The 12,320-nt window shown below is 63.8% G+C and carries 12 protein-coding genes; 7 read left to right on the top strand and 5 right to left on the bottom strand.

The annotated features are described in order from the left end of the window. Positions 1–128: 128 nt before the first annotated feature. From hrcA to dnaK, 3 genes are read left to right on the top strand one after another with little or no spacing between them, the layout of a single operon-like run. Positions 129–1,154, top strand: a complete 1,026-nt coding sequence (hrcA, locus tag K3767_RS01555) for a heat-inducible transcriptional repressor HrcA (RefSeq protein ID WP_221171811.1) — start codon at positions 129–131, stop codon at positions 1,152–1,154. Between the two features lie 53 nt (positions 1,155–1,207). Further along, positions 1,208–1,807 (top strand): nucleotide exchange factor GrpE, encoded by a 600-nt coding sequence (gene grpE, locus K3767_RS01550; protein ID WP_221171810.1) that lies wholly within the window; start codon positions 1,208–1,210, stop codon positions 1,805–1,807. Next, a complete protein-coding gene (gene dnaK / locus K3767_RS01545; protein ID WP_221171809.1) occupies positions 1,797–3,731 on the top strand; it encodes a molecular chaperone DnaK in 1,935 nt (644 codons plus the stop codon). The genes grpE and dnaK overlap by 11 nt, the downstream gene beginning before the upstream one ends. Before the next feature lie 4 nt (positions 3,732–3,735). Here the strand turns inward: dnaK and K3767_RS01540 are convergent, their stop codons facing one another. Continuing rightward, positions 3,736–4,416 (bottom strand): HPP family protein, encoded by a 681-nt coding sequence (locus tag K3767_RS01540; RefSeq protein ID WP_221171808.1) that lies wholly within the window; start codon positions 4,414–4,416, stop codon positions 3,736–3,738. Positions 4,417–4,494: 78 nt separating this feature from the next. Here K3767_RS01540 and K3767_RS01535 point away from each other — a divergent pair, with 78 nt between their 5' ends. After that, the gene (locus K3767_RS01535) at positions 4,495–5,421 is read left to right on the top strand and encodes an HDOD domain-containing protein (RefSeq protein WP_221171807.1); all 927 of its coding nucleotides are present in this window, start codon (positions 4,495–4,497) and stop codon (positions 5,419–5,421) included. On the opposite strand, the gene K3767_RS01530 is transcribed toward K3767_RS01535, so the two are convergent. The 4 genes from K3767_RS01530 to K3767_RS01515 all read right to left on the bottom strand — a co-directional run bounded on the left by K3767_RS01530 (position 5,418) and on the right by K3767_RS01515 (position 8,659). Then, positions 5,418–6,458 (bottom strand): Xaa-Pro peptidase family protein, encoded by a 1,041-nt coding sequence (locus K3767_RS01530; RefSeq protein WP_221171806.1) that lies wholly within the window; start codon positions 6,456–6,458, stop codon positions 5,418–5,420. The genes K3767_RS01535 and K3767_RS01530 overlap by 4 nt on opposite strands. Continuing rightward, positions 6,448–7,635 (bottom strand): bifunctional phosphopantothenoylcysteine decarboxylase/phosphopantothenate--cysteine ligase CoaBC, encoded by a 1,188-nt coding sequence (coaBC, locus tag K3767_RS01525; protein ID WP_221171805.1) that lies wholly within the window; start codon positions 7,633–7,635, stop codon positions 6,448–6,450. Before coaBC ends, K3767_RS01530 begins: the two co-directional genes overlap by 11 nt. Further along, a complete protein-coding gene (locus K3767_RS01520; protein ID WP_221171804.1) occupies positions 7,636–8,115 on the bottom strand; it encodes a hypothetical protein in 480 nt (159 codons plus the stop codon). It lies immediately after the preceding gene. Positions 8,116–8,185: 70 nt separating this feature from the next. Then, complete coding sequence (locus K3767_RS01515) at positions 8,186–8,659, bottom strand: 23S rRNA (pseudouridine(1915)-N(3))-methyltransferase RlmH (protein WP_221171803.1); 474 nt, start codon at positions 8,657–8,659, stop codon at positions 8,186–8,188. Positions 8,660–8,678: 19 nt separating this feature from the next. Between K3767_RS01515 and selA the strand changes: the two genes are divergently transcribed. The 3 genes from selA to K3767_RS01500 are packed head-to-tail and all read left to right on the top strand — an operon-like array spanning position 8,679 to position 12,317. Further along, positions 8,679–10,076 carry an L-seryl-tRNA(Sec) selenium transferase gene (gene selA, locus K3767_RS01510; protein ID WP_221171802.1) on the top strand — a complete coding sequence of 466 codons (1,398 nt, stop codon included), beginning with the start codon at positions 8,679–8,681 and terminating at the stop codon, positions 10,074–10,076. Then, positions 10,069–11,565, top strand: a complete 1,497-nt coding sequence (locus tag K3767_RS01505) for a lipopolysaccharide assembly protein LapB (protein ID WP_221171801.1) — start codon at positions 10,069–10,071, stop codon at positions 11,563–11,565. The genes selA and K3767_RS01505 overlap by 8 nt, the downstream gene beginning before the upstream one ends. Then, a complete protein-coding gene (locus tag K3767_RS01500; protein WP_221171800.1) occupies positions 11,556–12,317 on the top strand; it encodes an MBL fold metallo-hydrolase in 762 nt (253 codons plus the stop codon). Before K3767_RS01505 ends, K3767_RS01500 begins: the two co-directional genes overlap by 10 nt. Positions 12,318–12,320 lie beyond the last annotated feature (3 nt).

Here is a 12,320-nt window from a genome sequence, read left to right as displayed (position 1 = left end):
ATCCCCGGACCTTCCCCCGCGGGAGGGCCCGGGGTCCAATCCCTTACAATTCGTTTTAAAATTATAAAAAGGATGACGGCTGTCGCCAGACCTTGACCGGGCAGAACCTCTGCGCCATAGTGGAAGCGATGAAGGCGGCCTACGGTCTTTCCGAGCGCCACGAGAAGGTCCTCTCCCTGGTAACGGAGGAGTACATAGAGACCGCGGCCCCGGTGGGTTCCCGCACCGTGGCTAAACGCTTTCGTCCCCCGCTTTCCCCGGCCACCATTCGCAATGTCATGGCCGATCTCGAGGATCTCGGGCTCCTCACCCAGCCCCACACCTCGGCCGGACGCATCCCCACCGAGGAGGGTTTCCGCTACTATGTGGAACACCTCCTCGAACCGGAACCCCTCCCCGAGGAGACCGCCCTCCTCATTGAAAGTCGTCTCTCCCGGGAAGCGGAGACCGAGAGCTGGGAAATGCTCCTGCGCACCGTGAGCAACATCCTCTCGGACCTCTCCGGGTTTCCGGTGATCGTCACCACGCCCAAACTCGAGTTTGAGAAACTGGTGAAGATCGACTTCGTGCCCCTTTCCGAGGGGGTGGTGCTCGCGGTGGCGGTGAGCGCCTCGGGCATGGTCATTCACCGGGTCTTCAGGGTCCCGGGGGACTTTCCGGTGCGCAGACTGGAGGCCCTGGCCGGACTTCTCAATCAGAGACTTCCCGGGCTTACCCTTCGGGAGCTCCGGGAGGTCCTTTCCTCGGAGCTGGAATACGAGAAAGGCGTGCTCGAGGAACTCTTCCGGATGCTTTCGGAAAGTTCCGAGGAACCGGTGGTAGAGGGTCTGGGGAGGCTGCTGGACCTTCCGGAATTCCAGGACCTTGATCGTCTGCGGGAGATCCTTCACGCCTTTGAGGAAAAGAGGCTACTCCTTCAACTCATTGACCGCTGTCTCGAGGCCCGTACCCCCCAGGTTCTCATCGGAGAACCCGGTCCGCGCTGTCCCTTCAGGAAGTGCGGGGCCATCGTGGCCTCCTACACCTATCGCGAGGTGCCGGTGGGAGGGGTGGCCATAGTGGGCCCCGTGCGGATGGCCTACGCCCGCCTCATTCCTCTCGTGGACTTCGCCGCCCGGGAACTCTCCCGGAGACTGGACAAGCTCTCCTCCTGAACTTAACTTTCCCCTAGCCGAAACAAAAAGTTCGTTTCAGGTGAGGAGAAGTCATGATACCGGTGGAAGAAAAGCCCGAAAAGACGGAAACCGCGGAAAAAACTCCGGAAGAAGGCGTACGCGAGGAAAAGATCGAGGTCCCGCGGGAGGAGTGGGAGCGGCTTCAGGAGGAGGTGAAGACCTGGAAGGAGCGGGCCCTGCGCTACGCGGCGGAGGTGGAGAATCTGAAGAAGACCTTCAAGCGGGAGAAGGAGGAGTTTTACCGGTACGCCCTGGAAAATGTGTTTCGGGAGCTTTTGCCCTCGGTGGACAACCTGGAGCGGGCGCTTGAGGCGGCGGAGAAGTCCGGCGAGGCCAGGAGTCTGGTGGAGGGGGTGGCGCTGACGCTCAAGGGTCTCATCTCCGCCATGGAGAAGTTCGGGCTCACCCAGTTCGAGGTGGCTCTGGGTGAGGCCTTCAATCCTCACCACCACGAGGCCCTCCATGTGGAGGAGACCGAGGAACATCCGGAGGGCACGGTGGTGAGGGTCTATCAGAAGGGATACAGGCTTCACGACCGGGTGCTCAGGCCGGCCCTGGTGGCGGTGGCCAAGCGCCCGGCGACCAGACAAGAGAATAATTCCGGGGAGGAGGTAAAGGAAAATGGCGGATAAGGAAAAGGCGACCGGACCCATAGTGGGAATCGACCTCGGCACCACCAATTCCTGCGTGGCCATCCTCAAGGGTGGGGAGCCGGAGGTAATCCCCAACCGGGAAGGCACCCGGACCACGCCCTCGGTGGTGGCCTTTCAGGAGAGCGGGGAGATCCTGGTGGGGATGCTGGCCAAGCGGCAGGCCATCACCAACGCCGAGAACACCATCTTCGGCATCAAGCGCCTGATGGGGCGCAAGTACGAGGATCCCGTGGTGCAGGAGTGGATGAAAAAGGTGCCCTATAAGATCGTTAAGGCGCCCAACGGAGACGCGCATGTGGAGGTGCGGGGCAAGCGCTACAGTCCGCCGGAGATCTCGGCCATGGTTCTCCGCAAGATCAAGGAGGACCTGGAGGAGTACCTGGGGCAGCCGGTCAAGGATGTGGTCATCACCGTTCCGGCCTACTTTGACGACACCCAGCGCCAGGCCACCAAGGATGCCGGCCGTATCGCCGGCCTCAATGTGCTCCGGATCATCAACGAGCCCACGGCGGCCTGCCTGGCCTACGGGCTGGACAAGAAGAAAGAGGGCACGGTGGCGGTGTTCGACCTGGGAGGCGGAACCTTCGACATCTCCATCCTGGAGATCGGCGAGGGGGTCTTCGAGGTAAAGGCCACCTCCGGGGACACCTTCCTCGGCGGTGAGGACTTCGACATGCGCATCGTGGACTACATTGCCGAGGAATTCAAAAAGGAACACGGGATCGACCTGCGCCAGGACCGCATGGCCCTCCAGCGGCTCAAGGAGGCCGCGGAGAAGGCCAAGATCGAGCTTTCCACCGTGACCGAGACCGAGATCAATCTCCCCTTCATCACCGCGGACGCCTCCGGTCCGAAACACCTGGTGATGAAGCTCACCCGGGCCAAACTCGAGGCCCTGGTGGAGGACCTCATTGACCGACTCGAGGAGCCCTGCCGGATCGCCATGAAGGATGCCGGGGTGACCCCGCAGGACATCGACGAGGTGATCCTGGTGGGGGGCATGACCCGGATGCCCCGGGTGCAGCAGAAGGTCAAGGAGATCTTCGGCAAGGAACCGGTCAAGGGGGTCAACCCCGACGAGGTGGTGGCCATGGGGGCGGCCATCCAGGCCGGGGTGCTCAAGGGCGAGGTGAAGGATGTGCTGCTGCTGGATGTGACGCCGCTTTCCCTGGGGATCGAGACCCTGGGTGGGGTCTTTACGGTGATCATCCCCCGGGGCACCACCATTCCCACCCGCAAGAGCCAGATCTTTACCACCGCGGCGGACAACCAGACCTCGGTCACCATCCATGTATTGCAGGGCGAGCGCCCCATGGCCGCGGACAACAAGAGCATTGCCCGTTTCGAGCTGGTGGGTATTCCGCCGGCTCCGCGGGGGGTGCCTCAGATCGAGGTCACCTTTGACATAGACGCCGACGGGATTCTCCATGTGACCGCCAAGGATCTGGGCACCGGTAAGGAGCAGTCCATCGTGGTGAAGCCCTCCTCCGGGCTCTCCGAGGAGGAGATTCAGCGCATCATCAAGGAGGCCGAGGCCCATGCCGAGGAGGACCGCCGGCGCAGGGAGCTGGCCGAGGCGCGCAACCAGGCCGACAGCCTCATCTACTCCACGGAAAAGTCCCTTAAGGACCTCGGGGACAAGGTGCCCGAGGATCTTCGCAAGCAGGTGGAGGAGAAGATCGCCGAGCTCCGCAAGGCCATGGAGGGCACCGATCCTGAGGCCATTCGTCGGGCCACGGACGAGCTGACCAGGGTGTCCTATCGCCTGGCGGAGATGGTTTACAAGCAAACCGGATCTCAGGCCGGCGGGGCCTCCGGTGCGGCGGAGACCGGGTCCTCCGGGGAGGAGAAAAAGGGCGGAGGGGACGAGGTCATTGACGCCGACTTCGAGGAGATGAAGTAGAAAATCAATCCCGGCGGGTGGCCAGGCGGTGGGCCATCCGCCGGTAGGGGTCTTCCGCCGGGGGCGGGGTCAGTTCCCCCAGTTTGGTGCGGATGGGAAGATCCTCTTCCTCGTTGGGTTCCCTCCACCAGGGGTATTCCACGCCGGCGATCCGGTGAAGCAACACCCCTTCCAGGGAAAGGACCACCAGGGATAGGGCGAGCCCCAGAACCCGATCCACGGAGGTGAAGTAGCCGGTGGCGGCCATCATGGCGGTGGAGGCGGCAGGGGGATGGAGTATGCGAGCAAAGACCATGATCAGGGCGGAGAGGGCCATGGCGGCACTGGCCCCTATTACCTCGACCAGGGTGAGCTTGCCCCCGAAAAGTGCGCCGGGAAAGAAATAAACCAGAATCAGGTGTATGAGGACCCCGCACAGGAGGGCGGTGAGGTGTCCCAGGATGCAGTTTCGGGGCCAGGCCATGGTGCGGGCCGGGGAGTAGAAGATGAGAAAGGCCGTGGGCCCCAGGACCGGAAAAATCAGAGGCCAGTCCAGCACATAGGCGGCCACGCCCAGGGTGGAAAGGCTTATAAATCCCGCCACCAGGACATAGAGGGCCGTAACCACGGAGGTGCGGCCCCTTGCGGCCTGGTAAAAGAACCGCAACCGGGCCACACGGGCTATGCGCCACAGAAATTCCGACATTCCCGGGTCCGGTTTTGCAAAGTCCCCGCTTTTTTGTTATGAATAGGGTAGCAGAGATCGGAAAGGAGTGCCAGGGCGGTGCTCAGGTTTCTAAAGAAGTTCTCCCAGTACGCTACCCTTCTTACCGGAGACTTTGCCAAAATCTTTAAGGAGTTTTCCCCTCCGCCGCTGCCGCAGGTGGTGCTTCGCATCCTGGACCGGATTGCTCAAGCCGACACCACGCCGGCGGACATAGCTCCTCTCATAGAAAAGGATCCGGCGCTGGCCACCCAGGTGCTCAAACTGGTCAATTCGGCCTTCTTCGGTCTTTCCCGAAACATCACCAACATCCGGGAGGCCACCACCCTTCTGGGGTTACAACAAATAAAAACTCTCGTGCTCTCCTATGGAGTGGTAAGGACCCTTAAGGATCCCAAAATAGAGGGCTTTGACCTTGCGGTCTTCTGGACGGATTCTCTTTTTCGGGCCCTTTTTGCCCGGGAGCTGGCCCGGGAAAGGAAGTTCGACGCCGAGGAAGCCTTTGCCGGGGCGCTGCTTGCGGATGTGGCCCTACCGGTGCTGCTTACCGACTGGTACGAGGGATACCGAAGGGTTTATGAGGCCTGGCAGGAGGATCGCGGCCGACCCCTCCACGAGGTGGAAAGGGAGATCCTTTCCTGGGATCACGCCCAGGCCGGGGCCTGGGTGCTTCGCAACTGGAAGCTTCCGGATGTGCTGGTCTGCTGCGTGGGGCTTCACACCCGATCCCTTACCGAGATAGCGGAGATCGGGTTTCTGGAGGGGCCGGTGGGGGTGGTGGCCCTGGCCTCCAGGCTTCCCTCGGTGAGCGCTCCCACCAGGGCCACGGGGCTCCTCTCCGAGGCCCCGCTTCTGCGATTCTCTCCGGCCACCATCGCCGCCGCCGCGGAAAGAATCCTGGAAAACTTCGAGGAAATCGCTTCCTGTCTGGGGGTGGAGGTGCGGCCTCCGCTGGAGGTGGTGGAGGCCCTTAAGGCCGGCCTCTAGTCGGTGATGTAGATCATTTCCTCCTCGCGCACCCCGCCCAGCTCCGGAAAGTAAAGGCCCGGCTCCAAGGTGACCACCTGCCCGGGGCGGAACCTGCGCCGGCTCCGGTAGGAGACCGAGGGGGCCTCGTGCACCTCAAGCCCCAGGCCGTGTCCCAGGGAGTGAAGGTAATGGGAGAGTACGCCCTTTTCCCGGAAGAACCTCCGCACCACCCGATCGGCCTCGCAGACGGGACGCCCCGCCCGATAAAGGGAACGGGCCCGGCGCCGGGCCTCGTTCACCAGGGCCCGGGCCTCCCGGAGTCTGTCCGGAACCGGACCGAGAAAGAAGGTCCGGGTGAGGTCGGAGCAGTAGCCCCGGAAACGCACCCCCAGGTCCACGATTACCGCCTCGCCCTCCCGGAGGGGACGCTCCGTGGGCTCGGCGTGGGGGCGGGCCGCGTTGGGACCACCGGCCACGATGGGCGGAAACGATGGCCCTTCTCCCAGGCGGTGGCAGAGTTCCAGGATGCGCCAGGCGATCTCCTTTTCCGTAAGTCCCGGGCGGATTTCTTTCTCAAGGATTCGGAGGATCTCCCGGGCCCGGGCCTCGGCCTCCCGGATGAGTTCCACCTCCTCCGGGTCCTTGGTCTCCCTCCACCTCTCCACCACCCCGGAAACCCCGGAAAGGCGCACCCGGGGGAGAGCCTTTTTGAGGACCTTGAGTCGTCCGCAGGAAAGGTACTCCTCCTCGTAGAAGAGCCGGCGAATCCCGAGTTTGCCGAGGAGACGGGCCAGGGTGCGGGCCAGCCCCCGGCGATAGATAATCGCCTCAAATAGGGGGTTCTCCCGGGCCTCCTCTACATACCGGGGATCCGTAAGGACAAAGGCCTCCCGGAGGGTAATGAGGAGGAAACCCGAGGACTCCCAGAGGCTCACATCCCCGGGGCTGAACCCCGAAAGATACCGGCGATTTTCCGGTGAGGAAACCAGAAGGGCCCCGCCCCCGCGGCGTCTGAGCCACCGCCGAACCCGGGCCAGACGGGCCTCATAGGGCACGGGCCACCTCCTCGAGGATCCTCAGAGCCACCTCCTCCTTGGGACCTAGAAAGTGCCGGGGCCCCTCAGACTCCCGCGACAGGAGAAAGACCTCCGTTTCCTCCTCCTCGAAGGCCGAGAGGGGATTGGCGGCGACGAAGTCGAAGTTCTTGCGTTCGAGTTTCTCCCGGGCCCGGGCCAGGAGGTTCTCCGGCTCCTCCAGGGCGAATCCCAGCGAGACCTGTCCGGGGCGTTTGCGCGAATTCAGTTCCGCGGCGATGTCCGGAGTGGGTTCCAGGGGAAGGTTTCGGGGAAGTTTTTCCTTGGGTGTTTTTCCGGTAAGGGGGGTTTCCGGGCGCACATCGCAGACCGCGGCGGCAAAGACGGCGAGATCGCTCTCCCGGAAAAGCCCTCCGGCCACCTCGAGCATTTCTCCGGCCGTCCTTACCGGATAGGTTCCGACCTCGGGGGGCGGAGAGACGGAAAGCGGCCCGTGAACCAGGTGCACCTCGGCTCCCAGAAGCCAGGCCGCCCGGGCCAGGGCCACGGCCATCCTTCCGGAGGAAGGGTTGGAGAGAAAGCGCACCGCGTCGAGCGGCTCCCGGGTGGGCCCTCCGGTGACGAGCACCCTCCTTCCGGAGAGTTTCCTTTCGGTGAGAAGGGACTCCGCGTAAAGGAGCAGTCGTTCTGGGGAGGCCAGCCGGCCCGGCCCCTCGGCCCCGCAGGCCAGCTCCCCGCTTTCGGGCTCAAGGATTCGGTACCCGAAGCCGCGCAGGCGTTCCACATTTTCCCGGGTGGCCGGGTGCCGCCACATGTTGGCGTTCATGGCCGGAGCCAGAAGCACCGGTGCCCGAGAGGCCATGATGATGGCCGTGAGGAGATCGGACGGTTCCCCCCGGGCCAGTTTGGCCAAGAAGGAGGCCGTGGCCGGAGCCACCACGATGACCTCCGCCCAGGCCGCCAGCTCCGTGTGGGGAATGAATCCCCCCTGGGGGCTCAGGAAGTCCCGCTGGGTAAAGCACCTTTTCCGGGAAAGGGCCTCAAAGAGAAGGGGGGTAACGAAGGCCTCGGCTCCGGTGGTGAGGACTACCTGTACCTCCGCGCCACGGCGGCGCAGAACGCGCACCAGTTCCGCGGCCTTGTAGGCCGCTATCCCTCCGCAGACTCCGAGAAGGATCCTGCGCCCGGAAAGGATCATCTACGGATAGGAGGGAAGAGGGGCCCCTCCGGCGGAGGGAGCCGTCTCCCGGAGACTCTCGCTGGCCCAGATTCTGACTTCAAGCCCCCCGAGTCCCGAGGAGGTGATGTAGATGAAACAGCTCCCGTTGGGGCGCCTGAAGGCCAGAAGCACATTCTTGTACTTTATGTAGCCCATCTCCTTCCATCCCCGGGCGGAGAGCTGCTTGCGGAAAAAGGTCACCAGAGAATCCCGGGTGACTCTTCCCCGGGCGGTGATGAGCCCCCCTACATAGGAGGGGGTACGAACGAGAAGGGTCTTCTCTTGAACGATCTTGAGCTCGCGGGGGAGAACAAGATCCGGGAGATCCGTGGACTGAAGGACCGGTCTGGCCGGCGGGGCCGGGGAGACCGGGGCCTTAACCTTAGCCCCTCTGCCCTGGATCGCACAGCCGGCAAGAAATAGGATTATCAGGGGAACGATCAGTATTCTTCTTCTCATCTAATCCCCCCTATACCAGTTTAGTTTACATTTTAAGCCTCGGCCCCGGGGCTTGTCAAAGAAAACCGGATTATTCCCGGTGATAGGGGTGTCCGGAAAGGAGGGTGAGGGCCCGGTAGAGGGCTTCACAAAAGACCAGCAGGGCCAGTTCGTGGTTGAGGGTGAGGGGAGAAAGGCTCAGCCGGAAATCGGCTCTTTCCAGGATCTCCGGGTAGAGCCCCTCCGGTCCACCGCACACCACCGCTATCTCGCGTTTTTCGAGAAAGACCCGGGAGAGCCAGGCGGAAAATTCCCGCGTTCCGAGCACCCGTCCCCTTTCGTCGAGGGCCACCACATAGGCCCCCTGAGGAAGGTGCCTTTTCAGAACCTCTCCCTCCTCACGGAGGCGAGCCTCCGGACTCCCCTTCCCCCGGACCCGGGGGAATACCTCCCGAAAGTCCAGGAAGGGACGCAATCTTTCCCGGTAAAAGGAAAGCCCTTCCTTTACGAAGGGGTAACGCAGGGGACCGGGAGCCAGAAGGAGGAGACGAACCGGGAAACGCATGGTATAAAGGGTATCCGGGATGAAGGAAAAAGAGAAGGCTCTACTTTCCAGGATACCGGCGGTTCACCTTCTGGCCGAGGAGCTCTCCCGCAGACATCCGGGTTATCCGGAGGTCTTTTACACCCGTGCCGCCCGGAAGACCGCGGATCTTCTGCGGGGGGAGATCCTTAAGGGCCGTCGGGATCACCTCGATAGGGGGGAGGTCCTGGCTCTGGCCGGGGAGGTCCTTTTGCGGGAGGCCTCTCCTCATCTCCGTCCGGTGGTGAACGCTACGGGGGTGGTGGTGCACACCAATCTGGGGCGGGCGCCGCTTTGCCGGGAGGCCCTGGAGGAGATATTCTCCGTGGCTCGTGGTTACTCCAATCTGGAGTATCGTCTGGCCGAGGGTCGGAGGGGCAGCCGTTACGAGCATGTGGCCGGTCTTCTTAGGGAACTAACCGGGGCCGAGGAGGCCCTGGTGGTGAACAACAACGCCGCCGCGGTGCTCATCACCCTCAACACCCTTGCCCGGGGGCGGGAGGTGATCGTCTCCAGGGGGGAACTGGTGGAGATAGGCGGGTCCTTCCGGATGCCCGCGGTCATGGCCTGGGCCGGATGCGTGCTGCGGGAGGTGGGCACCACCAACCGCACGCACCTCCGGGATTACGAGGAGGCCATCAACGAGAACACCGCCCTTCTCATGAAGGTCCACAAGAGCAATTACGCCATCGTGGGTTTCACCCGGGAGGTCTCCGGGGCGGAACTGGTGGCCCTGGGCCGGCGTTACGGGATCCCGGTGGTGGAGGACCTGGGAAGCGGCTGTCTGGTGGACTTTTCCCGTTACGGCCTGCGCCGGGAACCCACGGTCCAGGAGATAGTAAGGACCGGCGTGGATGTGGTGACCTTTTCCGGGGACAAGCTCCTGGGGGCCCCCCAGGCCGGGATCATCGTGGGGCGGAGGGAGCTGGTGGAAAGGATCCGGCAGAACCCCCTGAATCGGGCCCTCAGGATAGACAAACTGACGCTGGCCGGACTTGAGGCCACGCTGAGGCTCTATCTCGACGAGAGGCTGGCCGTGGAGAGGATTCCGGTGCTTCGCATGATTTTGAAGCCCGCCGAAGAGGTTCGTCGGGAGGCCCGAAGACTTAAACGCCTCCTCGATCGGGTCGGACTTCCGGGTTTTTCCTTTAAAGTGGTGCCCACCGTGTGTCGGACCGGTGGGGGAGCGCTTCCGGTGGCGGATTTGCCCTCCTGGGCGGTGGCGGTGGAGGCCCGGGACCTTTCCGCCGAGGAGCTGCACGAGCACCTGCGCACCGGTAGCCCCCCGGTGGTAGGCCGGGTTGAGGAGGGTCGATTTCTTCTCGAGGTGCGCACCGTCTTTCCGGAGGAGTTCCCCCTGGTGGTGGAAGCCTTCAGGAGGTTTGCTCAGGGTGCCTGAACCCCGAGGCTGGGAGAAATATCTGGATCTGTATCTGGCCGAGGCGGAGGAGGAACTCCGGCGTATTGCTCCGCACGGTTCTCCCAGGTTGCGTCCCGAGGAGGGGAACATCCTTATTTTCGGTCGAGTGCCGGCCGCGCTCTTCTTTTCCGAAAGGTCCCCCCTTCCCGAGGCCAAACGCTGGTTTCCGACCCTTAAGGAGCTGGCCCGTCTTCTGGTAGAGAACCTGGTTCTTTCCTCGGCCTGCGACGGTTATCCCGGGGAGAGGGTCCTGGCCCGGCTTCTTTCGAGAGGAGGGGTGCGGGGTCTCCTGATAAAGGGCCGGGGGCTTGAACCTCCTGCCGGGGCCCTGAAGCTCTCCGGGGATGAGTACCTTCTTCCCGACGGCGTTACGGACGGGCGCGGTTTCGTGCGCGAACTCTGGCGTGGACGCCGGGCTTTCCGGGCCGTGCCGGTGAAGCTAACGGCGATGGACGATCTGGAGACGGCCCGAAGAAAACTGGAATTGGCCCGTCTCTTCGGTTTGACCTATCTTTCTCCCAGGGCGGAAAAAGACCTCGCTCCTTTCCTGGCGGACCTTTCGCGTATAAAGCGATTCCTCCGGAGGGGAGGTCCTCTGGCCCTTTTGCGTCTCAGGGAACCCCCCCGGGGGCTGAGGGGGCTTTTGCTGGGGGATTTTTTTCTCTTTCGGTACGGGGCCTCCGCGCGACGGATCCTCGGCCGGGGAGGGGGACTCTGCGGGGGGCTTTACTCCGGGGAACCGAAGGGTCCGCCGCTGGCCATGGCGTACGCGGCCTGCGAACACGCCCGTCGGGCCGGGGGTGGTCTGGTCTCCTTCGATCTCTTTACCTACCATGTGCTCGGGGATCTTTACGCCGACTGGGGCGATCTCGGGGCCGCGCTTGCGGCCTACGAACGGGCCCGGGAGGGGACCCGTCAGCCGGCCGATCTCCTGAACAGTCTCGCCCTGGTCTGCCGCTCGCTGGGTTTTCCGGATCGGGCCGAAGAGGTCCTGCGGGAGGCCCTGCGTCTGTCCCCGGACGATCCCCTGATCCATTACAACCTGGGGGAAGTCCTTTCCGAACGGGGCGAAAGGAAGGAGGCCCTGACCCTTTTGCGTCGGGCCTGGGAGCTTTCCGGGCGCCGCTCTCTTTTCGCCGAGGCCCTGGCCCGGGAACTCCTCCTCTCCGGCCGGATCGAAGAGGCCCGGGAGGTTCTGAGCGGCCGCTCCGGGCTTTCCCTCTCCGGTAAAACCCTCTACGGGGAGGTGCTCTATCGTTCCGGGGATTTTCAGGAGGCCTTTGCGGTCCTGCGGGAGGTGGCTCGCTCCCGCGAGGCTCCGGCCCGGGCCCTGGCTTACCTCTCCCTTCTTTATCGCCATTACAAGGGTGAACCCGAGGCCGCTGAGGTACTGGCCCGGGAGGCCCTGCGCCGGGGCGGAAGGGAGATCGCGGAACTCTTCAGGGAGGTCGAGGAGAGGTGGAACTGATCGTTCTGGGTTCGGGGACCGGCTGGCCCCGACGGGAACGAAATGCCGCGGGGTATCTGCTCCGCACGGGGGCCGGGGTGTTTCTTCTCGACCTCGGCCCGGGGACCCTGCGCCGTCTCACCGAGGCCGGCTACGACCTGAACGATCCGGACTACCTCTTCGTCTCCCACTGGCATCCGGATCATGTCGCGGACCTGGTGCCCTACCTTTTCGCCACCCGCTACCGCCTGGGTTTTACCCGCGAGCGACCGGTGCGTCTCATCTCCGCCCGGGGATTCCGGGCCTTTTACGAGGCCCTGAAGGGGGCCTTCGGGTCCTGGATTGACCCCCCGGAGGGACTCTTCGAGATCCTGGAACGGCCGCGGGGAAAGAAGAGCCGCCTGGTCCTTCCGGATCTGGTTCTGGAGACCGCTCCGGCCCGGCACAATCCGGAGAGTCTCGCGGTGAGGATCGAGGCCGGGGGGAAGATCCTGGCCTACACCGGGGACACGGAATACAGCCCGGAGGTGGCGGAGCTGGCCCGGGAGGCGGACCTGTTGGTGGCCGAGTGCGCCTCGCCGGAGGAAAACCCCGTGCCCGGCCATTCCACCCCCTCTCAGGCCGCTCGCATGGCCGCGGAGGCCGGGGCAAAACGGCTCCTCCTTACCCACTTCTATCCCCCCTGCGACGAGGCCGACCTCCTCACCCCGGCCCGAAAGTTCTTCTCCGGGGAGATCCTCTTGGCCCGCGACCTGATGCGGATTACAATTTAGCCC

Origin of the sequence: Thermosulfurimonas sp. F29, assembly GCF_019688735.1 — a bacterium.
GTDB lineage: Bacteria > Desulfobacterota > Thermodesulfobacteria > Thermodesulfobacteriales > Thermodesulfobacteriaceae > Thermosulfurimonas_A.
The sequence above is the reverse complement of the archived record's forward strand: the minus strand, read 5'-3'. Positions and strand labels throughout refer to the sequence as shown.